Annotated in this window: 19 protein-coding genes; 12 read left to right on the top strand and 7 right to left on the bottom strand. The window is 69.2% G+C overall.

Features of this window, described 5'->3' with window-relative positions:
* Positions 1-23 precede the first annotated feature (23 nt).
* The 3 genes from IB227_RS09610 to hemH form a co-directional block, all read right to left on the bottom strand.
* Positions 24-1,832, bottom strand: coding sequence for a methyl-accepting chemotaxis protein (locus IB227_RS09610; RefSeq protein WP_192287152.1), 1,809 nt, complete (start codon positions 1,830-1,832; stop codon positions 24-26).
* Between the two features lie 290 nt (positions 1,833-2,122).
* Positions 2,123-2,986, bottom strand: a complete 864-nt coding sequence (locus tag IB227_RS09605; RefSeq protein WP_192287151.1) for an alpha/beta hydrolase — start codon at positions 2,984-2,986, stop codon at positions 2,123-2,125.
* Complete coding sequence (hemH, locus tag IB227_RS09600; RefSeq protein WP_132863995.1) at positions 2,983-3,945, bottom strand: ferrochelatase; 963 nt, start codon at positions 3,943-3,945, stop codon at positions 2,983-2,985. The genes IB227_RS09605 and hemH overlap by 4 nt, the downstream gene beginning before the upstream one ends.
* A 189-nt stretch (positions 3,946-4,134) precedes the next feature.
* On the opposite strand from hemH, the gene IB227_RS09595 reads away from it, so the two are divergent.
* The 8 genes from IB227_RS09595 to IB227_RS09560 all read left to right on the top strand — a co-directional run bounded on the left by IB227_RS09595 (position 4,135) and on the right by IB227_RS09560 (position 12,677).
* Entirely contained in the window at positions 4,135-5,034 is a 900-nt protein-coding gene (locus IB227_RS09595) for a YSC84-related protein (protein ID WP_132863993.1), read from the top strand.
* Positions 5,035-5,107: 73 nt separating this feature from the next.
* Positions 5,108-5,335, top strand: a complete 228-nt coding sequence (gene tatA / locus IB227_RS09590) for a Sec-independent protein translocase subunit TatA (RefSeq protein WP_132863992.1) — start codon at positions 5,108-5,110, stop codon at positions 5,333-5,335.
* A gap of 15 nt (positions 5,336-5,350) precedes the next feature.
* Positions 5,351-5,800, top strand: a complete 450-nt coding sequence (tatB, locus tag IB227_RS18615) for a Sec-independent protein translocase protein TatB (RefSeq protein ID WP_192287150.1) — start codon at positions 5,351-5,353, stop codon at positions 5,798-5,800.
* Positions 5,797-6,549 (top strand): twin-arginine translocase subunit TatC, encoded by a 753-nt coding sequence (gene tatC / locus IB227_RS09580; protein WP_192287149.1) that lies wholly within the window; start codon positions 5,797-5,799, stop codon positions 6,547-6,549. The genes tatB and tatC overlap by 4 nt, the downstream gene beginning before the upstream one ends.
* Positions 6,550-6,650: 101 nt before the next feature.
* Positions 6,651-10,256 carry a response regulator gene (locus IB227_RS09575; RefSeq protein ID WP_318639533.1) on the top strand — a complete coding sequence of 1,202 codons (3,606 nt, stop codon included), beginning with the start codon at positions 6,651-6,653 and terminating at the stop codon, positions 10,254-10,256.
* Positions 10,241-11,107 carry a CheR family methyltransferase gene (locus tag IB227_RS09570; protein ID WP_132863987.1) on the top strand — a complete coding sequence of 289 codons (867 nt, stop codon included), beginning with the start codon at positions 10,241-10,243 and terminating at the stop codon, positions 11,105-11,107. The genes IB227_RS09575 and IB227_RS09570 overlap by 16 nt, the downstream gene beginning before the upstream one ends.
* Positions 11,104-11,685 (top strand): chemotaxis protein CheB, encoded by a 582-nt coding sequence (locus IB227_RS09565; protein ID WP_192287148.1) that lies wholly within the window; start codon positions 11,104-11,106, stop codon positions 11,683-11,685. The genes IB227_RS09570 and IB227_RS09565 overlap by 4 nt, the downstream gene beginning before the upstream one ends.
* Positions 11,682-12,677, top strand: coding sequence for a diguanylate cyclase (locus tag IB227_RS09560; protein ID WP_243693976.1), 996 nt, complete (start codon positions 11,682-11,684; stop codon positions 12,675-12,677). The genes IB227_RS09565 and IB227_RS09560 overlap by 4 nt, the downstream gene beginning before the upstream one ends.
* Positions 12,678-12,750: 73 nt before the next feature.
* On the opposite strand, the gene IB227_RS09555 is transcribed toward IB227_RS09560, so the two are convergent.
* The 4 genes from IB227_RS09555 to IB227_RS09540 all read right to left on the bottom strand — a co-directional run bounded on the left by IB227_RS09555 (position 12,751) and on the right by IB227_RS09540 (position 16,855).
* Positions 12,751-13,650, bottom strand: a complete 900-nt coding sequence (locus IB227_RS09555; RefSeq protein ID WP_132863982.1) for a BPSS1780 family membrane protein — start codon at positions 13,648-13,650, stop codon at positions 12,751-12,753.
* Between the two features lie 150 nt (positions 13,651-13,800).
* The gene (locus IB227_RS09550) at positions 13,801-14,334 is read right to left on the bottom strand and encodes a 2'-5' RNA ligase family protein (RefSeq protein ID WP_192287147.1); all 534 of its coding nucleotides are present in this window, start codon (positions 14,332-14,334) and stop codon (positions 13,801-13,803) included.
* 5 nt (positions 14,335-14,339) lie between these two features.
* The gene (locus IB227_RS09545; protein WP_132863981.1) at positions 14,340-15,068 is read right to left on the bottom strand and encodes a glutamine amidotransferase; all 729 of its coding nucleotides are present in this window, start codon (positions 15,066-15,068) and stop codon (positions 14,340-14,342) included.
* On the bottom strand, positions 15,065-16,855 hold the full coding sequence (locus IB227_RS09540) for a GspE/PulE family protein (RefSeq protein WP_318639538.1): 1,791 nt from the start codon (positions 16,853-16,855) through the stop codon (positions 15,065-15,067). The genes IB227_RS09545 and IB227_RS09540 overlap by 4 nt, the downstream gene beginning before the upstream one ends.
* 107 nt (positions 16,856-16,962) lie before the next feature.
* Here IB227_RS09540 and glyQ point away from each other — a divergent pair, with 107 nt between their 5' ends.
* From glyQ to IB227_RS09520, 4 genes are all read left to right on the top strand, one after another.
* Positions 16,963-17,874, top strand: coding sequence for a glycine--tRNA ligase subunit alpha (gene glyQ / locus IB227_RS09535; protein ID WP_132863979.1), 912 nt, complete (start codon positions 16,963-16,965; stop codon positions 17,872-17,874).
* Positions 17,871-19,943 (top strand): glycine--tRNA ligase subunit beta, encoded by a 2,073-nt coding sequence (gene glyS, locus IB227_RS09530; RefSeq protein WP_192287145.1) that lies wholly within the window; start codon positions 17,871-17,873, stop codon positions 19,941-19,943. Before glyQ ends, glyS begins: the two co-directional genes overlap by 4 nt.
* A gap of 305 nt (positions 19,944-20,248) precedes the next feature.
* Positions 20,249-22,048, top strand: coding sequence for an autotransporter assembly complex family protein (locus IB227_RS09525; RefSeq protein ID WP_192287144.1), 1,800 nt, complete (start codon positions 20,249-20,251; stop codon positions 22,046-22,048).
* 77 nt (positions 22,049-22,125) lie between these two features.
* Entirely contained in the window at positions 22,126-25,905 is a 3,780-nt protein-coding gene (locus IB227_RS09520) for a translocation/assembly module TamB domain-containing protein (protein ID WP_192287330.1), read from the top strand.
* Positions 25,906-25,972: the final 67 nt, after the last annotated feature.

Genomic DNA, 25,972 nt, shown 5'->3' with positions numbered 1-25,972 from the left:
CACGCTTCGTACCGGCGCGTGGGTCAGGCAATACGCCGCCGCGATGACCGCCCGCGCACCTCGCCGGTACCCGCATAGCGGAACACCGACACCGCGCCGGCCAATGCCTCGGCCTGCTGCTCCATCGAACGCGCCGCCGCGCTGGCTTCCTCCACCAGCGCCGCGTTCTGCTGGGTGGTCTCGTCCATCTGGGTCACGGTGTGGTTGACCTGCTCGATGCCCACGCTCTGCTCCTGCGATGCGGCGGCGATGCGCGCCATCAGGTCGGTGACCTCCTTCACCGCGGTGACGATCTCGTCCATCGTGCTGCCGGCCTGGGTGACCAGGCGGGCGCCGTCGTCCACCTTGCCCATCGAATCCTCGATCAAACCCTTGATCTCGCGCGCGGCGGTGGCCGAGCGCTGTGCCAGCGAGCGCACCTCCGAAGCGACCACGGCGAAACCACGGCCCTGGTCGCCGGCGCGCGCCGCTTCCACCGCGGCGTTCAGCGCCAGGATGTTGGTCTGGAAGGCGATGCCATCGATCACCGAGATGATCTCGGCGATCCGGTGCGAAGCCTGCTCGATGGCCTGCATGGTGCTGACCACCTGGCCGACCACCTGGCCGCCGCGCTCGGCCACGCCGGCCGCGCCGATCGCCAGCCGGTTGGCATCGCGGGCGGATTCGGCGTTCTCGCGCACGGTCGAGGTCAGCTCCTCCATCGAGGCAGCGGTTTCCTCCAGGCTGGCCGCCTGTTGCTCGGTGCGCCGGGACAGGTCGTCGTTGCCGCTGGCGATCTCGCCGGCGGCGACGGTGATGGCCTGCGAGCAGTGCTTGATCTGGTCGATGATCACCGCCAGCCGCTCGGCGGTCAGGTTGGCATCGTTCTTCATCGCCTCGAAGTCACCGGCATGCTCGCCGGTGATGCGGTGGTCCAGGTCGCCGTCGGCCAGGGCGGCCAGCATCGCGCGGACCTGGCCGGTGGTGCCGGCCAGCGTGTCCAGCAGCTGGTTGATGCCCAGCGTCAGGGTCTGGATGAAGCCGGCCTCGGCCACCGGCTGCAGGCGCTTGCCCAGGTCGCCGGCATTGGCCGCGGCGACGATGCCGGCCACGCTGTTCTCCAGCTGCAGCTCCTGGGTGCGGTCGTGCCACTCCACCGCGAAGCCGCTGCGGCTGCCGTCGGCGTTGAACACCGGCGTCACCACCTGGCTGAAGTGCACGCCGCCGATCTGGATGCGGCCGTTGTGGGGCTGGCGCAGCTGGTCGAGGATGCCGCGGATGCGCGCCGGGTTGGCGTGGAAGCGGTGGATGCTGCTGCCTATCAGCGTGTCCACGTCGAAATCCGGGAAGGCCTTGCGCAGGGTGTCCTGCTGGTTGCGCAGCAGCGCCACGACCGAGCGGTTCACGTAGCGGATGATGTGGTCGTTGTCGGCGATCATCATGCCGGTGCGCGAGGTGTCCAGCGACGCGCGGATCTGCGCGTTCTCCTGGTGCATGGCCTGCTCCTGCTGCCAGCGCTGCTGCACGCGTGCCTGCAGCGCCGCCACGCTGGCGGCCAGCGTGCGTGTGGTGCCAACGCCAGTGCCGTCGCCGGCAACCGCATCCAGCTGCGCGCGCAGGCTGGCTGGTGTATCGCCCAGGGCCCGCAGCGGGCGCAGCAACGTGACCGTCAGCAACGGCAACCCGCACAGGCAGAGCACCAGCAGCAGCCATTGCCGCGACCACGCCGCGATCGCGACGGTGGCCACGCACAGGACCAGCGCCGCCAACAGCGTGCCGCGCTGGCCTGCCCAGGCCAGCTGCAGTGCGGACGGATCGGGGGGCTGGGCGACGGGGTGGGGACGTGGATGCATGGCAACTCCGGGTCAGGCAATCGGGGGAAGGACGACGGGAAGGACGATCACAGCGGCCGTTGCCGGCCCGCACGCGCAGGCGCGCGGCCGGCGTGGCCGGCAGCGGTGCGGGAGGATCCGGCCCGGGAACAGGGGGCCGCGGCGGGAAAGGCGGGAAAGCATGCTGCGATCGGACGCGCAGGGCCCATCGCGGGCCTGCGTTACTTCATTCCCTGTAACGGTCGTAACCCCGTTAGCGGCGGCGCCACGGGCCTCTGAACCAGACCAAGGCCGTATTGCGGTGCCGGGATTCAGCTGGCGTCGGGCAAACCGGCGATGAAGCGCTCGATGATCGCCGCCACCGCGGCCGGCTGGTCCATGTGCACGTGGTGGTGGCCGGGCAGGGTGTGCAGGCGACCGTCGGGCAACAGCGCGGCGCGCTGGCTGCGCTGCGGTTCGGGGAAGTAGTCCTGCGCCGGCGTGGCATAGATCACCTGCACCGGGCAGCCGATGGTGCTGACCACGTCCCGCACCTGGTCCTCGGTCATGCGCACGGCGGTGGGCAGCATCAGGCGCGGGTCGCTGCGCCAGCTCCAGCCGCCATCGACCGGCTTGACCCCGCGCTCGACCAGCAGCCGCGCCGAGATCTCGCTGAGCTGGTTGACCATCATCCGCGCCCGCACCGGCGTGGCCAGGTCGGGGAACACGCGCAGCTGCTTGTCATCGAGCCTGGACGCGGCGGTGACGAAGGTGCGCAGGCGCTGCACGGTCTCGGTGGCCGGCGCGGCCAACCCGCCCAGTGCCTCGATCGATACCAGCGCCTGCACGCGCTCACCGGCCACCGCCGCGACCAGGCTGGCGATGGCCGCGCCCATCGAGTGGCCGAGCAGCACGCAACGGTCCCAGCCCAACGCATCGGCGATGGCCAGGGTGTGCACGATGGCCTGCGGCGTGGTGTACGGCGTGGTCAGCGGCAGGTGCTCGCTGAAGCCGTGGCCGGGCAGGTCGACCATCACCAGGTCCAGCGTCGGCAGGTGGGCGGCCAGGGGCAGGAAGCTGGCGGCGTTGTCGAGCCAGCCATGCAGGGCCAGCACCTTCAGCCCGCCCGGGGGGCCGCTGCGCAGGCCGGCCAGGCGTTGCCCGTCGACCCGCAGTTCGAACGCGGTGGCACTCATGCCGTCTGCGCCGTGGCCAGTGCCGCCAGGGCACGGGCATGGGCGGCACTGTCGTTGAGGCAGGGGATGTAGCGCATGGTCGCGCCGCGTTCGGCCAGGGTGGCGGTGAAGCCGAGCGCGACTTCCTCCAGCGTTTCCAGGCAGTCGGTGGCGAAGCCCGGGCAGACCACGTCGATCTGGCGGACGCCGCGCTCGGCCATGGCCCACAGGGTGGGCTCGGCATACGGCTGCAGCCAGCGTTCGCGGCCGAAGCGTGACTGGTAGGCCAGCGTCCAGGCCTCGTCGGACAGGCCCAGCGCGGCGGCGATGGCACGGGCGCTGGCTTCGCAGCGCTGCGGGTAGGGGTCGCCGGCGTCGGCCAGGCGCTGCGGGATGCCGTGGAAGGAGAACACCAGCTTTTCGGCGCGGCCGTGCTGCTGCCAGTAGGCGGTGATGGACGCGGCCACGGCGGCGACCCATTGCGGGTCTTCGGCATAGTCGCGGACCAGCTGCACCTTCACCTTCGGGTGGCGCTGCTGCCACTGCAGCACCACGTCCTCGACCGAGGCGGTGGTGGTGGTGGAGTACTGCGGGTACAGCGGTAGCACCACGATGCGGCGCGCGCCTTCGGCGGCCAGCGCATCCAGTGCCGGACGCAGCGCCGGGTTGCCGTAGCGCATCGCATCGCGCACGCGCCAGTCCGGCAGCAGCTGCTGGATGCCCTGCGCCAAACGGCGGGTATGCACGGCCAGCGGCGAGCCTTCCGGCAGCCATACCTGCGCGTACTTGTGCGCCGAACGGCCCCCGCGCAGCGGCAGGATCAGGCCATGCAGCAGCGGCTTCCACAGCAGGGGGGGAATGGACACCACGCGCCGGTCACCGAGGAACTCGGCCAGGTAACGGCGCACCGCCGGCGCGGTAGGGGTGTCGGGCGTGCCTAGGTTGACCGCGAGCAACGCGGTGGTGGGGGCGTTGGACATCCGGGTATTTTCGCAGGTCTTGGGCGGTTGGGGACGACGCGTGGTGGCCGGGGAGGGTGGGGAGCGGGAAGCCATGGCGCCGGCTTGCACGCACCCTCCACAGGCTTCCGCTCACCACCGATTCATCCCGCCGCGCCTAATTTCAGGCACTTGCGTTATCTTTCTGTGCACCGACCTACGGAGTTCACCATGCGCCGCCTGCCGTGCCTCGCCCTGTTGCTGTCCGCCAGCCTCCTGTCCGCCAACGCCGTTGCCGGCCCACAGGAAGACCAGCGCGCACGCAATGCCGTGCGCGTGCTCAGTGAAATCCAGGACATCCCCGAACAGGCGATCCCGGACAAGCTGCTCGACGAAGGTCGCGCGATCATCGTCATCCCTGACACGATCAAGGCTGGCCTGGTGCTGGGTGGCCGTCGTGGCCACGGCCTGATGTCGGTCAAGACGCCTGATGGCAGCTGGTCCAACCCGGTGTTCATCAAGCTCACCGGCGGCAGCATCGGCTTCCAGGCCGGCGTGCAGTCCTCCGACGTGATCCTGGTGTTCCGCAACGACCGCAGCCTGGACAACATCGTCAACGGCAAGTTCACCCTCGGCGCCGACGCCGGCGTGGCCGCCGGCCCGGTCGGCCGCAATGCCGCCGCCGCCACCGATGGCCAGCTCAAGGCCGAGATCTGGTCGTGGTCGCGCGCGCGCGGCCTGTTCGCGGGCGTGGCGCTGGATGGCGCGGCGCTGCAGATCGACGATGCCGCCAACCTCGATGCCTACGGGCAGGGCACCACCCCGCGCATGATCATCGAAGGCCGTCTGGCCAGCGCGCCGTCCAGCGACGTGGTCGCCTTCCGCGACCGGCTGGAGGAATCCACCTATGCCGCTCGCGAAAAGCGCGGCACCCAGGGCACGGTGGCACCGGTGGCGTCCACCGCGCCGCGCGCCGATGCGGTCAGCGTGCCGGCACCGGTCGCAGCGGGCAGCGATACCGCCACCACCGCCCCGATCCAGCCGGCACCGGCTCAAACCGCGCCGCAGCAGGGCTTCCAGCCGGTGAATGAGGGCGAGATCCGCACCGAATCGCTGGACGGTGGCAACTGACCTTCGGCATAGCGATCGGGTCATGCCCGGTGCGCTATGCTCAACAACCTTCCACACATAACGCGAGCGGATCATGGGCAGTTTCAGCATCTGGCACTGGTTGGTCGTGCTGGTCATCGTCCTGCTGGTGTTCGGCACCAAGCGGCTGACGAGCGGCGCCAAGGATCTGGGCAGCGCGGTCAAGGAATTCAAGAAAGGCATGCGCGAGGAGGACAAGCCCGCCGCACAGCTGGGCGATGACTCGCGCAAGGCCGAGAAGAGCGCCGAAACGCAGGCCGAGCACGACCGCGAAGCGCGCTGATCCGGAGTTCCGGGCGTGTTCGATATCGGTTTTGGCGAGCTGTTGCTGATCGCCGTGGTGGCCCTGGTGGTGCTCGGTCCCGAGCGCCTGCCCAAGGCCGCGCGGTTCGCCGGGCTGTGGGTTCGCCGCGCCCGCAACCAGTGGGATTCGGTCAAGCAGGAGCTCGAGCGCGAACTGCACGCCGAGGAACTCAAGCGCAACCTGCAGGACGTGCGGCAGTCGATGCAGCAGGCCGAGAGCGGGCTGCGCGATCAGGCCCGACAGGTGCAGGACGGCGCCGATGCGCTCGGCCGCGAGGTCGAACAGGCGCCAGCTACGGAAACGGAAACGTTCATCGAGCCGCGGCCGGTCGCGCCGCGCCCGGTTGCCGCGGAAGCCACCGCTGAAGCACCGGCGCAGGACGCGGCCGACCGTGCCCTGATACAGGAAGGCCCGGCGTCGCCCGCGCAGGAGCCGTCGCGATGAGCGGGACCGACTTCAACGAAAGCCCCCTGATCGAGCACCTGATCGAGCTGCGCGCGCGGCTGGTGCGCGGCCTGCTGGGGTTGGGGGTGGTGCTGCTGGCGTTGCTGCCGTTCTCGCGCACGTTGTACAGCCACCTGGCCACGCCGCTGATCTCGCAGCTGCCGGCCGGGCAGACGATGATCGCCACCAATCCGGCCGGCGCCTTCTTCGCGCCGCTGAAGCTGACCTTCTTCACCGCGGTGTTCGTGGCCGTGCCGTGGCTGCTCTACCAGGCCTGGGCGTTCGTGGCCCCGGGCCTGTACGCCCGCGAAAAACGGCTGGCGGTGCCGCTGCTGGCCTCGGCGGTGGCACTGTTCTACATCGGCTGCGCCTTCGCCTATTTCCTGGTGCTGCCGGCGGTGTTCCACTTCCTGACCACGTTCCGCCCGGAAGTCATCGCCATCACCCCCGATGCCAATGCCTACCTGGACTTCGTGCTGGCGATCTTCTTTGCCTTCGGGGCCAGCTTCGAGCTGCCGGTGGCGATGGTGATCCTGGTGCTGCTGGGCTGGGTGACCCCGCAGCAGCTGCGCGAAGGGCGCGGTTACGCGGTGGTCGGCATCTTCGTGCTGGCCGCGATCCTGACCCCGCCGGACGTGGTGTCGCAGCTGATGCTGGCCATCCCGATGTGCTTCCTCTACGAACTGGGCATCCATGCCGCGCGCTGGCTGCAGCCACGTGACCAGGACAGCAAGCGCGCGGCCTCCTGAGTCCTACCTCACCGCGCTGGCACAGGTTCTGCGATACCTTTCCCGATGAATACAGGCCAGGTCCGGTTACAGTGGCCGGGACGGCGCCGGGGGAATTGATAGTGACGGACAAAAAAGAAAGCTGGATCAATAACTTGCCGCTACTCGGGAAGATGGTCGCGGCGTTTGCGCTGGTGTTCCTGTGCTTCCTCGTCGCCGGTGGCATCAGCTACCGGACCGCCAGCGAGGATGACTTGGCGCGGAAACGTGAAAGCCAGCAGATCGAGGTCATCCGCCACGTCGAGGACGCCATGCAGGCGGTGCGCCTGCAGCAGCTGGCCCTGCGCAACTACCTGCTGGGGCAGGGCGAGGACGAGCGGGTCGCGCTGCGCGAGCAGGGTGACCGGCGCGACGCGGCGCTGGAGGCGGCCAGCAAGGCCGGCAACGCCGCGCACGTGGAGCAGATCCGCACCGCGACCCAGGCCGCCAACAACTGGGACCAGATGGTGGAGTCGGTGTTGGCCGAGCCGGCCACCGATGCGGACACCTTCGAACAGGCGCGGCGCAAGCTGGAGCGGGTCAATACCGGGCAGGCCAATGCGCTGGTGGTGATGCTGGGCAACATCTACGACAGCGAGATCCGCACGCTGCTGGCCGAGCGCGAGGAAATGAGCAAGTGGATCGACCGCGCGCAGAAGGTATCGCTGCTGCTGCTGGTGATCGGCTTCGCGGTGATCGTCGGCACGTTGTGGATGATCGCGCGGGTGGTGGTCGCCCCGATCAACAGCCTGACCGGCAAGATGACGCGGCTGGCCGACGACGACCTGGAGGTGGAGATCGGCGGGCTGGAGCGGGGCGACGAGATCGGCGCCATCGCCCGCGCGCTGGAGGTGTTCCGGCGCAATTCGGTGGCCTCGCGCGATGCCAACTGGGTCAAGCTCAGCGTGGGCGAGGTCGGCGCCGAGCTGCAGGCCATGCAGGAGGCCGAGACCTACGGCCAGGCGCTGGTGTCGCAGATCGCGCCACGCATCGACGCGCCGATCGGCGTGTTCTTCCTCTGGGACGAGGACGAACAGGAGCTGCGCCTGCAGGGCAGCTACGGCTTCCAGCGGCGCAAGCACCTGGGCCTGCGGTATGCCATGGGCGATGGCCTGATCGGCCAGGCCGCGCTGGAGCGCAAGCGCATCAGCGTGCAGCAGGTGCCGGATGATTTCTTCGGCGTGCATTCGGCGCTGGGCGAAGCGCAGCCGCGCCAGCTGGTGGCGGTGCCGCTGTTGTTGCAGGGGCGCCTGCTCGGCGTGCTGGAGTTCGGCACCTTCGGCCAGTTCACGCACACCCAGGAAGCCTTCCTGGACGCGGTGCTGCCGCAGGCGGCGCTCGGCCTGGAGAACATCCGCGCCTCCGAACGCACCCGCACCCTGCTCGAACGCACCCGCGCCCAGGCCGAGGAACTGCAGCGCTCGCAGGTGGCCCTGCAGGCCCAGGAAGAGGAACTGCGTGCCACCAACGAGGAATTGCAGGGCAAGACCGTCGAGCTGGAGGAGCAGGCACAGCGCCTGTCCGCCTCGGAGGAGGAGCTGCGCGTGCAGGCCGAGGAACTGCAGGCCTCCAACGAAGAGCTGCGGCAGAAGACCGAGGTGCTCAACGAGCAGAAGGACGTGCTGCAGGTGCTGCAGCGCGAGACCGAGTTCAAGGCGCAGGAACTGGCACGCGCCAGCCAGTACAAGACCGACTTCCTGGCCAACATGTCGCACGAGCTGCGCACCCCGCTCAACAGCCTGCTGATCCTGTCCAAGGAGCTGGCCGAGAACGAGAGCGGCCACCTGGACGTGGAGGAAGTGGAGGCCGCCGCGGTCATCCACGACTCCGGCTCCAACCTGCTGCGCCTGATCAACGACATCCTGGACCTGTCCAAGATCGAGGCCGGCAAGATGGACGTGCACCGCGAGGAGGTGCGCATCGAGGGCGTCACCCGCGAGGTGCTGCGCCATTTCCGCCACATGGCGGTGGAGAACCGGCTGGAATTCGCCATCGACCTGGACCCGTCGGTGCCGGAAGTGCTGGTCACCGACCGCTCCAAGCTGCAGCAGGTGCTCAACAACCTGCTCGGCAACGCCTTCAAGTTCACCCGCGAGGGCAAGGTGACGCTGCGCCTGGCGCTGGCCGACCACGCGATGCTGACCCGCATCGGCGTGGCCGCCGGCGAGCAGTACATGGCGCTGTCGGTGCAGGACACCGGCATCGGCATTCCGCCGGAGCGCCTGGATTCGATCTTCGAGGCCTTCGAGCAGGTCGACTCGAGCACCAGCCGTCATTACGGCGGCAGTGGCCTGGGCCTGGCCATCGCCCGCCGCCTGGCGCAGCTGCTCGGCGGCCACCTGGTGGTGGAGAGCGAGCCGGACAAGGGCAGCTGCTTCACCCTGGTGTTGCCGTTGCTGTCGACCGCGGTCAGCAGTGCCGCCGCCACCAGCGACGCGGCGCCGGCACCGCTCGAGCGACGCCCGGCGGCGACGCCGGCGCGTGCGGCCACCGCGCAGCTGATCGACTGGATCCCGGACGACCGCCACAACATCGCCGCCGGCGAGACGGTGATCCTCACCGTCGAGGATGACCCGGCGTTCGCGCGGATCCTGGTCGACCTGATCCGCCGCAAGGGCCACCGCGCGCTGGCCGCCGCCGACGGCGAGAGCGGCCTGGAGCTGGCCCGTCGCTACCGTCCCACCGGCATCCTGCTGGACGTGATGCTGCCGGGCATGGACGGCTGGTCGGTGCTGCAGCACCTCAAGCACGACCCGGTCACCGCGGCGATCCCGGTCCACTTCATCTCGGCCGTGGACGAAGCGGCCAAGGGCGTGGCGCTGGGCGCGGTCGGCTACCTGACCAAGCCGGTGGACCGCCCGGCGCTGATCGCCGCCTTCGACCACCTGCTCGACGTGGCCGGCAAGATCGTGCGCAAGCTGCTGCTGGTCGATGACGATGCCGATTCACGGCTGGCGCTGACCCGCCTGCTGCAGGCCGACAACGTCGAGATCGACCAGGTGGCCTCCGGCGAGGAAGCGCTGGAGCGCATCGCCACCCACAGCTACGACTGCATCGTGCTGGACCTCAACCTGGGCGGGATCTCGGGCGTGGAGTTCCTGGAGAAGGCCGCCACCCTGGTGGCGGTGCCGCCGGTGGTGATCTATTCCGGCCAGGACCTCAGCCGTGAGGAAAGCCTGAAGCTGCGCCAGTACACCGACAGCATCGTCATCAAGGGCCAGCGCTCGCCCGAGCGCCTGCTCGACGAGGTCAGCCTGTTCCTGCACAGCATTGGTTCGCGTGGCGCCAACGCCACCCCGTCGGACGACCAGAACCTGGGCGGCCGCCAGGTGCTGCTGGTCGACGACGACATGCGCAACCTGTTCGCCCTGTCCAAGTCGCTGCGCGCGCGCGGCATGAACGTGATCATGGCCCAGGACGGCTACAAGGCGCTGCAGCAGCTGCAGGAAAACCCGTCCATCGAGCTGGTGCTGATGGACATCATGATGCCGGGCATGGACGGCTACGAGACCACCCGCGAGATCCGCAAGCGGCCGGAATGGGCCAACCTGCCGATCATCGCGGTCACCGCCAAGGCCATGCACGGTGACCGCGACAAGTGCCTGGATGCCGGTGCCAACGATTACCTGACCAAGCCGGTGGACCTGGACAAGCTGTTGTCGATGATGCGCGTATGGCTGCAAAAGTAGGCCCCGATGCTCCCCTTGCCAGTCGCGATGAGATCGACGACATCGAAGTCGATGCCTTCATCCAGGCGATGGCGCGGCGGCACGGCTACGATTTCTCCGGTTACGCCCCGGCCTCGCTGAAGCGCCGGGTGCAGGCGCTGGTGCAGACGCTGGAGATGCCGCACATCGGCGAGCTGACCGCGCGCGTGCTGCGCGACGACGAGATGGTCTCGCAGGTGATCTCGCGCCTGTCGGTGCCGGTGTCGGAGATGTTCCGCAACCCGGCGGTGTTCCGGAAGCTGCGCGACGAAGTGTTCCCGGTGCTGGCCTCCTACCCGCAGATCAACATCTGGCAGGCCGGCTGCGCGCACGGGCAGGAGGTGTACTCGCTGGCCATCCTGCTCAAGGAGGCCGGGCTGTACGACCGTTGCCAGATCTACGCCACCGATTTCAGCGACGAGGCGCTGGCGCGCGCGCAGGAGGGCATCTTCCCGATCCGCGACGCGCGCCTGTACTCGGAGAACTACCTGGCCGCCGGTGGCCGGCAGACGCTGTCGGACTACTACCACGCCCGCTACGACTTCATGAAGCTCGACGCGCGGCTGCGCGAGCGGGTCACCTTCGCCAACCACAACCTGGTCTGCGACGGGGTGTTCTGCGAGGCGCAGCTGATCCTGTGCCGCAACGTGCTGATCTATTTCTCCGACGCCCTGCAGGACCGGGTGCTGGGGCTGTTCCGCAGCAGCCTCAGCCGCGGCGGGTTCCTGTGCCTGGGCAACCGCGAATCGATCCGGTTCGCGCCCAGCGCCCGCGACTTCGTGCCGCTGGACGCCGAGCTGCGGCTCTACCGCAATGCCGGGGGCACGCTGTGAACCGCCCCGCCGGCCCGCAGCCGCAGGCCGTGGTGGTGGGCTGCTCGGCGGGCGGGCTACAGGCCCTGCACGCCCTGCTGGGCGGGCTGTCCGGGCCGCTGCCGGTGCCGATGGTGGTGGTCTGCCACAGCGGTTCGGAGGACATGCGGCTGTTCTGTGAACTGCTCGCTGGCCGCAGCGGCCAGACCGTGGTGGAGGCCGAGGAACGCCAACAGCCCCGGCCCGGCACGGTTTATGTCGCGCCCTCGGGCTATCATTTGCTGCTGGAACGTGACGGCCGTTTCGCTTTGAGTGTCGATCCGAGGGTGTCGTTCTCCCGCCCCTCCATCGATGTCCTGTTCGAATCTGCTGCCGGCGTCTGGCGTGAACACCTGCTTGCCGTGCTGCTCACCGGGGCCAATTCCGATGGCGCCGAGGGCTGCCTGCGCGTCCGCGGCCAAGGCGGTACGGTGATCGTGCAGGATCCACATACCGCGCAGGTACCGGTGATGCCGGCCGCCGCGCTGGAACTGGCGGGGGCCGATCATTGCCTGCCGCTGCCCGGAATTCCCAAATTGCTGGAAACCCTATGTTCGTGACCAAGCCGCCTGCCCCGCAGCGCCCGAAGATCCTGGCGGTGGATGACAACCCCGCCAACCTGCTGGTGATCCGCCGCGTGCTGGCCAAGCTGGACGTGGACGTGATCGAGGCGTCCTCCGGCAACGAAGCACTCAAGGCCACGCTGGACGACGAGTTCGCGCTGGTGCTGCTGGACGTCTACATGCCGGACATCAACGGCTTCGAAGTGGCCGAGATCCTGTCCCAGGAGGAGACCACCCGGCAGACCCCGATCATCTTCGTCACCGCCACCTACGCCGATGACGTGCACCGCCTCAAGGGCTACGGCTTCGGCGCGGTGGACTACATGGCCAAGCCGCTGGAGGCGACCATCCTGCTGTCCAAGGTGCAGGTGTTCCTGGAGCTGTACCGGCACCGGGTGGCGCTGCGCGATGCCCTGAGCGAGCTGTCCGAGCGCAACCGGCAGCTGGAGATCGAGGTCGAACAGCGCAAGCAGATGGAGCAGGAGATGCGCCACCTGGCCATGCACGACATGCTCACCGGCCTGCCCAACCGCGCGTTGTTCATGGACCGCCTGGAGAGCGCGCACCACCGCGCCTCGCGCCACAACGGCATGTTCGCGCTGGTCTACGTGGACGTGGACCGCTTCAAGGACGTCAACGACACCTGGGGCCATGGCGCCGGCGACGCGATGCTGGTGGAGCTGGCCGCGCGCCTGCGCGGCACGCTGCGCGAGAACGATACCGTGGCCCGCCTCGGCGGCGACGAGTTCGCGCTGGTGCTGGAGGAACTGGACGACATCAGCGACGCGCACCGCCTGCTCGAACGGCTGGGCAAGGCGCTGGAGGTGCCGATGTGCTATCGCCTGCGGGATGGCGAGGACGTGGCCCTGACCATTGCCGCCAGCATCGGGCTGGCCGCCTACCCGGCCGATGGCGCGGAGGTGAATGCCCTGCTGCATGCCGCCGACCAGGCCATGTACCTGACCAAGCGCAGCCGCGACACGGCGTGATCGTGCACGGCCGGGGTTCCCCCGGCGCCGCGGATGCCTCCCGCCGTTGCCGGGCCGGGAGGCGGGTCGAAACTCAGGCCTCGAACACGTGGCCGCTGGACGGCGGCGGCGTGCTGCCGGCATCGGCCGGGGCCAGCATCTGCTTCCAGGCGGCGTAGACCGCGCCGGCGAACACCGGCATCAGCACCGCCATCAACAACAGCTGGGCCACGGCCATCGCCGCGGCCTGGCCGGCGATCAGGCCGATGACCAGCGCCACGATCATCACCGCGAAATAGATCGCGAAGATGGCGATGAAGGCCAGCACGAAGAACACCAGCATCGCCGGCAGGTTGTGGATGCTGGCGCGCAGGCTCTGGCGCAGTGCATGCACGCCGGTGGCGCGCTGGAACATCACCTGCGGCGGCATCACGAACAGGGCCAGGGTCAACGCGGCGAAGGTGGCCAGCATCAGCAGCAGCCACAACAGGATGCGACCGGCCGGCAGGGTGGCGACCAGCGCCTCGATCTGCGCCGGGTCCGGCTGCGTGCCGGACTGGCTGAGCTCGTTGAGCTTGAGCATCACCTCGGACAGGTGCTGGAAGCCGGACGGTCCGCCGACCAGCACCAGCAGCAGCGTGCCCAGCAGCAACGCGCCCACCAGCTGCGGCAGCAGGGCGACCAGCAGGTGCGGCGCGCGGCCTTCCTGCACGCCCTGCAGCAGGTGTGCCGGACGGGCCGGGCGGCCCTGGTCGACTTCGCGCACGGCCCACAGCAGGCCGCCCATGAACAACGGGCCGGCCAGCAGCAGCAGGAACTGCAGCAGCGTGCCCAGCGCGGGCACCAGCAGCGACAGCGATAGCACCAGCGAGGTCCCCAGACCCCACAGGATGCCCAGCGAGCCCAGCGCCAGCGGCGCGCGCTTGAGCAGGCCAAAGCCGGTCAGCAGCCATTCCGCGCCGGCGGAGGCCGACACCTTGCGAATCTCGCTCATTGCAGTTCCGAAACAGGGGGGAGCGTCGGTCATGCCGACGTATGCGGATTATCGCTTGAAACGTGTCGTGGCGTTATGAGGCGCAGGTAACGACCCCTTCCTGGCCCCGGCCTGGCGGTGCGCCGAAGGACCGGCGCGGAACGCCGGAATTCATCCGGCCCGGGAAGGGGCGGCCTCGAAGCGGCGTAGCAGTGCCGGGCGCCCTTCGACCACTTCGTACAGCGCCAGGCGGCGGAGGATGAAGCGTTCGGCGGGGACCGCTTCGGCCAGCAGGTGTTCCTGCTGTTCCGCCGCAAGCGTGGTGGTACTCAGGCTGCAATGCGGCGTGTAGGCGAAACGGTGCGGCTGGAAGGCCAGCCCGCTGCCGGCCAAGGCGCGGTGGAAGGCTTCCAGCGGGGCGGGATCTTCCGGCTGCAGCCAGATCACCGGGCCGGTGGCGAAACGACGGATGGCCACGAACCGCGCCGGCAGTGGCAGGTGCGCATGGGCAAGCGCCTGCAGCCGGTCGAACACTCCGAGTTCCGATTGCCCCGTCGCCAGTGTCCCCAGCCCGGAGGAGCCGGCCAGGGTGATCTCGGCCGGGTAGCCGGCCAGGCGGGTGTCGTAGCGATGACGCAGCGCCAGCACCTGCGCGGCGACCGGGTCGGGCAGTTCGAGCACCACGTAGCAGGGGCGCTCGAACATGGGCTTCAATGGTGCTCGCTGCGCCGCACGTGGCGCACGAAACGGCGCAGCAGCTGGCGGGCCAGCGGCGCGGCGCTGACCTCGCGGGCAACGCTGCGTGCGCAGCCGCCATGGCGGGCGATGCAGTCGGCGCGTGCGCGCACGTAGCCGCGCATGTGGTGGGTGGCGAATTCGGGGTGGAACTGCAGGCCCCAGGCCTGCTCGCCCCAGCGGAAGGCGTGGCAGTTGTCCTGCACCGAGCGCGCCAGCACGGTGGCGCCTTCGGGGGCGCGCAGCACCGTCTGCAGGTGGGTGGCGTGGGCCGGGAAGGTGGCCGGCAGGCCGGCGAACAGCGGATCGGCCGCGGCCGGTGCTTCCAGCTCCAGGCGGATCGTGCCGGACTCGCGCCCGGCCGGGTTGTAGGCCACCTCGCCGCCCAGTGCGTGGGCCAGCAGCTGGTGGCCATAGCAGATGCCCAGCAGCGGCATGCCGGCATGGGCGGCATCGCGCAGCCAGTCGGCGCTGCGCTCGCTCCAGTCGGCGCGGTCGGTGACGAAGGCGGCCGAACCGGTGACGATGGTGGCGGCGAACCCGCCGCGGTCCGGCAGTGCCTCGCCGTGCTCGACGTTGACCACCACGGTCTCGGCTTCCTCCAGCCCGGCGGCGACGCGGATCCAGTGCGGAAAGCGCCCGTAACGGCGCAGGGTCGGGAACGGTTGCCCGGTTTCAACGATCAGGAACGGCTGGGACTTCATTCCGCGGGAGGCAGTACTGACAGGACTTCCTCGATTGTAGTCAGCCCCTGCGCCACCTTTTCAAGCCCGGTGCGGCGCAGGGTACGCAGCCCTTCGGCGCGTGCGGCGCGGCTGAATCCGGCCAGGTCCATGTCGCGGGTGATCAGGGCGCGCAGCCGCGAACCCAGTGGCAGCAGCTCATACAGGCCGATCCGGCCCATGTAGCCGGTGCGCCGGCACTCCAGGCAGCCGACCGGCGCATATGCGGTGATGACATCAGGTAATGCGTCATGGGCATCACGCAGCGGGGCCCAATCGGCCGCTTCCAGCGTGTCGGGCACCTTGCAGTGCGGGCACAGGGTGCGCACCAGGCGCTGGGCGAGCACGCCGTTGACGGTGGAGCCGATCAGGTAATGCGGCACGCCCAGGTCGAGCAGGCGGGTGATCGCCGAGGGCGCGTCGTTGGTGTGCAGGGTGGACAGCACCAGGTGGCCGGTCAGCGAGGCCTGCACCGCCATCTGCGCGGTCTCCAGGTCGCGGATCTCGCCGATCATGATGATGTCCGGGTCCTGGCGCAGCAGGGTGCGCACGCCGGCGGCGAAGTCCAGGTCGATGTTGGCCTGCATCTGCATCTGGTTGAATTCCGGCGCGATCATCTCGATCGGGTCTTCCACCGTGCACACGTTCACGTCCGGGGTGGCCAGCCGCTTGAGCGTGGAATACAGCGTGGTGGTCTTGCCCGAGCCGGTCGGGCCGGTGACCAGCACGATGCCGTGCGGGCGGGCGACCAGTTCATTCCAGCCGGCCGCTTCCTCCGGGCTGAAGCCCAGCTGCTCGATGCTCTTGAAGGCCGAGTCCGGGTCGAAGATGCGCATCACGCACTTCTCGCCGAACGCGGTGGGCATGGTGGACAGGCGCATCTCCACCTCGCGCCCGCCCGGCGAGCGGGTCTTGATGCGGCCATCCTGCGGGCGCCGGCGCTCGGCCAGGTCCATGCGGCCGAGCACCTTGACCCGGCTGACCACCGCGGTCATCACCGAGGGTGGCATCTCGAACACTTTGTGCAGCACGCCGTCGATGCGGAACCGCACCCGGCCCATGTCGCGCCGTGGTTCCATGTGGATGTCGCTGGCGCGCTGCTCGTAGGCGTACTGCAGCAGCCAGTCGACGATGCTGACCACGTGGTGGTCGTCGGCGTTGACGTCGCCGGAGCTGCCCAGCTCGACCAGCTGCTCGAAGCTGGGCAGGGTGGTGGCGTTGCCACCGTCCCGTGAGTCGTTGCGGGCATTGCGGATCGAGCGGGTGACGCCGAAGAACTCCATCGTGTAGCGATGCAGGTCCAGCGGGTTGACCAGCACCACCTCGATGCGGCGCCGGCTCAGGTGCTGCAGGTCCGGCACCCAGTCGCGTGCCAGCGGCTCGCTGGTGGCCACCAGCACGCGCTCGCTGTCCACGCCCAGCGGCAGGATGCGGTGGCGGCGGGCATAGGCGTGGGAGACCACGGCGGTGGCGGCGGCCACGTCCACCCGGGTCGGGTCGATGCGCAGGTAGCGGGTGTGGGTGCGGCCGGCCAGCCATTCGGTCAGCCGCTCCAGCGCCAGCTCGCCCCGGGCCGGTGGCGCGGCGGCCAGCTTCAGGTTGGCCAGCAGCACCAGCGGATGGATCTCGCTGGGATTGCGCGCGCCCTGGGCCGAGAAGCGGATCCGCTCCTGGTCGTGCGCGGCCACCAGGCCATCGCCCAGCAGGGCGGCGGCGACGTTGGAGAATTGCAGCTTACCGGGCGTGATCGGCACCGGAACCGGTGGTATCTGCGCGCTGCCTGCAGCCTGTTGCTCCACCCCGAACCCCTTGCTGGCGCGGCCAAAGAGCGGCCGCTCGCTATACTAGCGCACCCCTTTCGCATGGCTCAGGCAGCATGTCCGCGACCCCCACCGTTCCAATCACCTTCCAGGGCCTGATCCAGACCCTCAACGATTTCTGGGCAAAACAGGGCTGCGTGCTGATCCAGCCGCTGGACCTGGAAGTGGGCGCCGGCACCTTCCACCCGGCCACCTTCCTGCGCTCGATCGGCCCGGAAAGCTGGAACGCGGCCTACGTGCAGCCCAGCCGCCGTCCCACCGACGGCCGCTACGGCGAGAACCCCAACCGCCTGCAGCGCTACTACCAGTACCAGGTGGCGATGAAGCCGAGCCCGGACAACATCCAGCAGCTGTACCTGGATTCGCTCAAGGCGCTGGGCATCGACCCGCTGGTGCACGACCTGCGCTTCGTCGAGGACAACTGGGAGTCGCCGACCCTCGGCGCCTGGGGCCTGGGCTGGGAAGTCTGGCTCAACGGCATGGAGGTCACCCAGTTCACCTACTTCCAGCAGGCCGGTGGCCTGGAGTGCAAGCCGGTGCTGGGCGAGATCACCTACGGCCTGGAGCGGCTGTGCATGTACCTGCAGAACTGCGACAACGTCTACGATCTGGTCTGGACCTACGGCCCGGACGGCACGCCGGTCAGCTACGGCGACGTCTACCACCAGAACGAGGTGGAGCAGAGCACCTACAACTTCGAGTACGCCGACGTGGAGGAGATGTTCCATCGCTTCGACGCCTGCGAGAAGGAAGCGCAGAAGCTGGTCGAGGCCGGCCTGCCGCTGCCGGCCTATGAACAGGTCTGCAAGGCCTCGCATTCGTTCAACCTGCTGGACGCGCGCCGCGCCATCTCGGTGACCGAGCGCCAGCGTTACATCCTGCGCGTACGCGCGCTGGCCCAGGCCGTGGCCAAGCTGTACGAGGCCAAGCGCATCGAAGCAGTGGCCGCCAAGGAGGTGCAGGCATGAGCATGCAGCCGTTGCTGATCGAACTGGGCGTGGAAGAGCTGCCGGTCAAGGCGCTGCCGGGCCTGGCGCAGGCATTCTTCGATGGCGTGATCGATGGGCTGGCCAGGCGCGGTATCGCCTTTGACCGTGAGGGCGCCAAGCCGCTGTCCACCCCGCGTCGCCTGGCGGTGCTGCTGCCAGGCGTGGAAACCGAACAACCCGAGCAGCATTCGGAGGTGTTCGGCCCGTACCTGAACATCGCGCTGGATGCCAACGGCGCGCCGACCAAGGCGCTGCAGGGCTTCGCCGCCAAGGCCGGCATCGACTGGACCGCGCTGGAGCGCACCACCGACGCCAAGGGCGAGCGCTTCGTGCTGCGCTCGGTCAGCCCGGGCGCACGGACCGCCGCGCTGCTGCCGGAGATCGTGCGCGAGGCCATCGCCGCGATGCCGATCCCCAAGCCGATGCGCTGGGGCAACCACGAGTACGCCTTCGCCCGCCCGGTGCACTGGCTGGTGGTGCTGCATGGCAATGACGTGGTGCCGGCCGAACTGCTGGGCCTGAAATCGGACCGTTTCAGCCGTGGCCACCGCTTCATGGCCGACAAGCAGGTGTGGCTGAGCCACCCGAACGACTACGTCGAGTCGCTGAAGGCCGCCAACGTGCTGGTCGATGCCGACGCGCGCCGCGAGCGCATCGTCGCCGAGGTCAATGCCGCGGCCGCGCAGGCCGGCGGCGTGGCGCGCATCACCGAGGACAACCTGGAGCAGGTCGTGAACCTGGTCGAGTGGCCGTCGGCGGTGCTGTGCAGCTTCGAGCGCGAGTTCCTGGCGGTGCCGCAGGAAGCACTGATCGAGACGATGGAGATCAACCAGAAGTTCTTCCCGGTGCTGGATGACGGCGGCAAGCTGACCGAGAAGTTCATCGGCATCGCCAACATCGAGTCCAGGGACGTGGCCGAGGTGGCCAAGGGCTACGAGCGCGTGATCCGTCCGCGTTTCTCCGATGCCAAGTTCTTCTTCGACGAGGACCTCAAGCAGGGCCTGGCCGCGATGGGCGAGGGCCTGAAGAGCGTGACCTACCAGGCCAAGCTGGGCACGGTGGCCGACAAGGTGCAGCGCGTGTCGACGCTGGCCCAGCACATCGCCGCCCAGGTCGAGGTGGACCTGGCGCAGGCACGGCGTGCCGCCGAGCTGGCCAAGAACGACCTGCAGTCGCGCATGGTCAACGAGTTCCCGGAGCTGCAGGGCATCGCCGGCCGCCATTACGCCGTGGCCGGTGGCGAATCGCCCGCCGTGGCGCTGGCCATCGACGAGGCCTACCAGCCGCGCTTCGGCGGTGACGACATCGCGCTGAGCCCGCTGGGCAAGGTGCTGGCCATCGCCGAGCGCCTGGACACGCTGGCCGGCGGCTTTGCCGCGGGCCTGAAGCCGACCGGCAACAAGGACCCGTTCGCACTGCGCCGCAATGCGCTGGGGTTGGCGCGCACCATCATCGAGAGCGGCTTCGACCTTGACCTGCGCGCACTGCTGGCCACCGCGAATGCTGGGTTGGTCGACCGCAAGGTGCAGGCCGATGCGGGCGAACTGTACGACTTCATCATCGACCGCTTGAAGGGCTACTACGCCGACAAGGGCGTGCCGGCCACGCATTTCAACGCGGTGGCCGAGCTGAAGCCTGCCTCGCTGTACGACTTCGACCGCCGCATCGATGCCATCGGCACCTTCGCCCAGCTGCCCGAAGCTGAGGCGCTGGCCGCAGCCAACAAGCGCATCCGCAACATCCTGCGCAAGGCCGAGGGCGACATCCCGGGCATGATCGACCCGGCGTTGCTGCGCGAGCCGGCCGAGAGCGAGCTGGCCGAGGCGGTGACCGCGGCCATCGACGACACCGGCGCCAGCCTGCACCACAAGGACTACGTGGCTGTGCTCGGCCGCCTGGCCCGCCTGCGTCCGCAGGTGGATGCGTTCTTCGATGCGGTGATGGTCAACGCCGAGGACCCGGTGCTGCGTGGCAACCGCCTGGCGTTGCTGCGCACGCTGGGTGACCGCCTGGGCAGCGTCGCGGCGATCGAGCACCTGTCCAGCTGATCGCGGGCGACATGCCGCAGACGAAGGCCCGCGCAAGCGGGCCTTCGTCGTTCTTCCCCCGGCAGGAGCGGCCTCGGCCGCGAAGCACGCACGAATGCGGTCCATGCAAGGGCCGGTGTGCCGATGAAGTTGCGGCCGTTGTCGGTGTTGCAGGGGCTGCTGACTTCGCGGCCGGGGCCGCTCCTGCCTGATCGGCAGTGCAGGCCCACGGGCGACGTCCGGCACAAGCGCGTCGGGGATTTACATCGCTTTCACATGTGGCAAAACCGCCACATTGTGATTTTGCCAGTCATCTCCAGCCCGGTATGCTGGCGTGCATGCAGCCTTCCCGAATCACCCTTTTTCTCCTGTCTGCCGCGTTGTTTCTGGCGGCGTCCCTTGCCCATGCCCGCGGCACCATCCAGAAAGTCGAAATCAAGGGCCTGGACAAGGGCGACGACGCCGAGATGATCGAGAACATCGAGGCCTCGCTCTCGCTCTATGACGTCATCGGCAAGCAGCAGGGCGAGTCCCGGCTGGAATACCTGCTCTCCCAGGCCGAGAGCCAGACCCGCAAGGCGCTGGAGCCGTTCGGTTTCTACAACCCCGACATCACCATCGAAAGCCCGCGCGAGGGCGACAACGTGCGCGTGGTCGTGCGCGTGGAGAAGGGCGAGCAGATCCGGGTCCGCCAGGAAGAACTGGCCATCACCGGCCCGGCCGGCCGCGACCGCTACCTGATGGAGGACCTGGAGGCGTTCCAGCCCAAGCGCGGCCAGCCCTTCGACTCGGTCAACTACGAAGCCAGCAAGATCACCATCACCCGCCGCCTGGCCGAACGTGGCTACTTCGACGCCGACTTCACCCAGCGCAAGGTGGAAGTCACCCGCGCCGAGAACGCCGCCGACATCTTCCTCACCTGGGACAGCGGCCGCCGCTACAACATGGGGCCGATCAACTTCCAGCAGGACTACTTCCGCCAGGACCTGTTCGAGCCGCTGGTGTACTGGGAGCAGGGCAGCTACTGGCACGAAGGCAAGCTGGACCGCCTGCGCGAGTCGCTGACCAAGCTGGATTACTTCAGCGTCATCGACATCCAGCCGCACCCGGAGCAGGCCGACGAGAGCGGCGAGGTGCCGGTGGACGTGAAGCTGACCCGTGCCAAGCGCACCATCTACACCGCGGGCCTGAGCTACGGCAGCGAGAGCGGAGCCGGTGTGCGCGGTGGCGTGGAGCGTCGCTACGTCAACCGCCGCGGCCACAAGCTCAACACCCAGGTCGACTACGCGCAGAAGCGCAAGAGCCTGATCACCAGCTACCGCGTGCCGGGCTTCCGCTGGCTCGATGGCTGGTACACCTACGCGGTGAGCGTCTATGACGAGCAGACCGACTACATCGACCTGCGCAACTTCAAGCTGATCGCCAGCCGCAGCGGCGAGATCAACGAGCACTGGAATGCCATCGTCTCGATGAACGCCCTGCGCGAGCGCTGGCGCTACAGCTCCGGCAACCAGTTCAACAGCGCCGTGTACCAGTACTCCACGCTGGTCTACCCGCAGTTGACCGCCGATTACGTGGACGTGGACGACAAGAGCTTCCCGCGCCGCGGCCTGAGCGGCAACGCGACCATGCGCGCCGGCATCGAGGGCGTCGGCTCGGACACCAGCTTCGTCCAGGCCGATGCGACCGTGCGCTGGTACGTGCCGGTGGGGGAGAGTGACCGCCTGATCCTGCGCGGCCAGGCCGGCACCACCTGGACCAGCGACCTGGTGGCGATGCCGCCCAGCCTGCGCTACTTCGCCGGTGGTGACCGCTCCATCCGCGGTTACGCCTACCGTGAAGTGGGCCCGCGCACGCCGGCCCCGGACAAGTTCGCCCTGGGTGCCAAGAACCTGGTGGTCGGTTCGGCCGAGTACGAGCATTACTTCGGCGGCGGCCCGTGGGGCGCGGCGGTGTTCGTCGATACCGGCAGCGCCTTCGACAACACCATCGACCTGCATACCGGCGTGGGCCTGGGCGTGCGCTGGAAATCACCGGTGGGCCCGGTGCGCATCGACATCGCGCACGGCCTGAACAGCCCTGACTCGCAGTTCCAGCTGTACCTCAACATCGGAGCGGACCTGTGAGCCGGCGTCCGGAAGAGGTGAGCCCGGAAGAGCGCGAGGCGCGCATCGCCGAGCTGCGGGCGCGGCGCAGGGCGCGCATGCGCACGCTGGCCGTGCGCAGCGGCATCACCCTCACCGTGCTGGTGCTGCTGGGGTTGTTCGGCCTGTACTGGCTGCTGCAGACCGTGGCCGGCCGCGAAGTGCTGCTGGCGCAGGTGGTGGCACGCCTGCCGGCCGGCTCGTCGCTGACCTGGAGCAAGGCCGAGGGTCCGCTGGCCGGCCCGCTGATCCTGCACGACCTGGATTTCCGCTACGACGACCTGCATTTCAGCGCCGCCGAAGCCTACCTGGACCCGGACATCCGTCCGCTGCTGGGCCGCAAGCTGCGCCTGGACGCACTGCGCATCCGCGACGCGCACCTGGAGCTGGGCCCGTCGGAGGACAAGCCATTCGAACTGCCGCGCTGGCCGGACGTGCTGCCGGCCATCGAGCTGCCGCTCGCGCTGCAGGCGGACACCATCGTGGTCGATGGCCTGCGCATCACCCAGCTGCAGGAACCGATCATCGACATCACCCGCGTCCGTGGTGGCATCGAGGCGGCCGATGGCGAATTCACCGCCACCCAGCTCAAGGTCAACAGCAACCTGGGTGACTTCCGCATCGACGGCCATTACCTGCCGCGCAAGGACTACCGGACCGACCTGACCGTGCGTGCATTGATGCCGCCGCGACCGGGCCAGGCCGCGGCGCGGCTGGGGCTGGTGGCACGCGGCGACCTGGCGCACATGGAAGTGGCCCTGGCCGGTTACGCGCCCAAGCCGTTGCACGCCAGCCTGGTGCTGGACGGTCGCAACGACCCGGTCTGGAAGCTGGCCGCGCGCAGCGAGGAGCTGGACCTGGGCCAACTGGTGCCCGCGCAGTTCATGGCCGAAGCGCCCGCACCGCTGGCGCTGGACTTCACCGCGCGGGGCCGTGGCGGCAACGCGCAGCTGCAGGGGCGCGTGCGCCAGGGCGAACAGGAACTGGTGCTGGCGCCGTCCAATGTCAGCATCGACAACCAGGTGCTGACCGTCGCGCCGCTGGTGGCCGAGGCCTTCGGCGGCACCGTGCGCCTGCAGGGCAAGGCCGATTTCACCGATGCGCAGAACCCCGGCTTCCGCTTCTCGGTGGTGGCCAACCAGTTGACCTGGACGCCCGCGCCGGACCCGACCGCACCGGACAGCACGCCGGTGCCGATGCACCTGAAGGAAGCGCGGCTGGGCGTGGCCGGCAACCTCAAGCAATGGGCGGCGATCGGCAAGGCCGACGTGGCCCGCGACCAGCAGGACGCCAGCCTGGATTTCGACGTGCGCGGCAATGACCAGCAGGCGCAGATCGAACACCTGAAGGCGACCACGCCGGGCGGTGCACTGGAGCTGGCCGGCTCGGCCGCCTGGGCCCCCGCATTGGCGTGGGACGTGGATGCGCGGCTGGCCAACTTCGACCCGGGTTATTTCGCACCGGGCTGGGACGGCGACCTGTCCGGCACGCTGGCGTCCCGCGGCAAGCAGTTGCCGCCGCCGGCCGGCACCGAGGACCTGCGTTTCGAGGCCACGCTGGATGCGCCGAAGATCAGCGGCCGGCTGCGTGGCCGCAGCGTCGACGCACGCGCCAAGCTGGCCGTGCAGGGGACGCAGGGCGAGGGCGACGTGCGGCTGGTGCTGGGCGAGAGCCGCATCGAGGCCAAGGGCAAGGTCGGCGACCGCATCGACGTGGATGCACGGCTGGAGCCGCTGCACCTGTCCGACCTGCTGCCCGGCGGCAGCGGCAGCCTGGCCGGCACCGTGCAGCTGCGCGGCACGCCCAGCCAGCCGGACATCACCGCCAACCTGCAGGGCAGCAGCCTGCAATGGGACGACTGGAAGGCCGGCCAGGTCAGCATCAACGGCCGCCTGCCGTGGGCCGGCGACAACGGCAACCTGCAGGTGCAGGGCAGCGCGTTGGAGGTGGGCATGCTGCTCGACCACGTGCGCGTGGACGCACGCGGCAGCGTGCAGAACCTGCAGCTGGACGCGGAGACGCGCAACGACCTGGGCGCGCTCGCGCTCAGTGGCAGCGTGCGCCAGGCCGGGCAGGCGTGGCGTGGCGAACTGGGGGCATTGCGGATCGCGCCGATCAAGGGCGCACCGTGGCAGCTGCGCCAGCCCGCGGCGTTCAGCGTGCAGGGCAGCGCCTTCACCCTGGGTGATGCCTGCCTGGGCTCGGACACCGGTGGCGCGTTGTGCGTGGCCGCCAACTGGCCGCGCGAGGGCCTGCTGCTGCGCGGTGATGCACTGCCGCTGGCGTTGGTGCAGCCGTGGCTGCCGCCGAACTCGGGCCGCCGCATCCATCTGCGTGGCGACATCACCCTGGACGGCAACATCCGCCCGCGTGGCAATGCCTGGGAAGGCAGCTTCAAGGTGGCCTCGGCCGAGGGTGGCATCCGCCTGGGCGACAACGCCCGCGGTGAACTGGTGCGCTACGACCACTTCTCGATCAACGTGGACATGCAGCCCAACAGCATCAAGGGCTACCTCGGTGTCGGCTTCCAGGGCGATGGCTTCATCGACGCCAAGGTGCAGACCGGCTGGGAGCCCAACGCCGCGCTCAACGGCGAGCTGTACCTGAACATGTCGCGGCTGTACTGGATGGAGCTGTTCTCGCCGGACCTGGTGCGGCCCAAGGGCCTGGTCGAAGGCCACGTGAGCCTGCGCGGCACGCGCTCGCAGCCCACGCTGGGCGGTGAGGCCAAGCTGAGCGATTTCACCGGCGAGTTCCCCGCGCTTGGCCTGACCCTGAGCGAAGGCGTGGGCAACTTCACCGCGCAGCCCGATGGCTCGGCGCGCATCAGCGCCTCGGCCAAGACCGGCGGCGAAGGCGCGCTGAAGATCGACGGCGGGCTGTCGTGGTTCGGCGATGCCCAGCCGTTGCAGCTGCATATCCACGGTGACAACGTGCTGCTCGCCAACACCAGCGAGATGCGCGTGGTGGCCAACCCGGACCTGAACTTCACCCTGGCCGGCACCGCGATGGAACTGCGGGGCAGCGTGCACGTGCCGGAGGCCGACCTGGACCTGGAGCGCCTGGACCGCGGCACCTCGGTGTCGGAGGACATCGTGGTGCTGGACCCGGTGGACCCGGAGGAAGCGCCGTCCTCGCCGCTGGACATGGACCTGACCGTGAGCCTTGGCGACAAGGTCCGGATGAACGGCTTCGGCCTCAAGGGCGCGCTGACCGGACGCATGCAGGTGCGCGCGCGCCCGGGCCGCGAGATGACCGCCAACGGCGGGCTGGAAGTGAGCGGTCGCTACAAGGCCTACGGCCAGGACCTGACCATCACCGACGGCACGCTGTTGTGGAACTACGGCATCGTTTCGGACCCGCGCATCAACATCAAGGCGCAGCGCGAGATCGGCGACGTCACCGCCGGCATCCACGTCACCGGCCGCGCGCAGGCGCCGAAGGTGGACGTGTGGTCGGAGCCGGCCATGTCCCAGTCCGAAGCACTGGCCTACCTGGTGCTGGGCCGCAGCCTGAGCATGGCCAGCAGTGACCAGGCACAGCAGGTCAACGCGGCCTCGGCGGCGCTGTCGGCCGGCAGCGGCCTGCTGGCCGCGCAGGTCGGTGCCAAGCTGGGCCTGGACGACGCCGGCGTGAGCCAGTCGCGTGCGCTGGGCGGTTCGGTGATCGGCGTGGGCAAGTACATCACGCCCAAGCTCTACGTCGGCTACGGCGTCTCGCTGGTCGGCAGCGGCTCGGTGATCACGCTCAAGTACCTGCTGCGCCGCGGCTTCGACATCGAAGTGGAATCGTCCACGGTGGAAAACCGTGGTTCGGTGAACTGGCGTACGGAGAAGTAAGCCCCCGGCCGTGCATCGCCGGGGATGGGCCGGGCGCGCAGCCATGCCGCGCGGGGGCGTTGCGGGG

It is taken from the genome of Stenotrophomonas sp. STM01 (genome assembly GCF_014852135.1).
GTDB lineage: Bacteria > Pseudomonadota > Gammaproteobacteria > Xanthomonadales > Xanthomonadaceae > Stenotrophomonas > Stenotrophomonas capsici.
The sequence above is the reverse complement of the archived record's forward strand: the minus strand, read 5'-3'. Positions and strand labels throughout refer to the sequence as shown.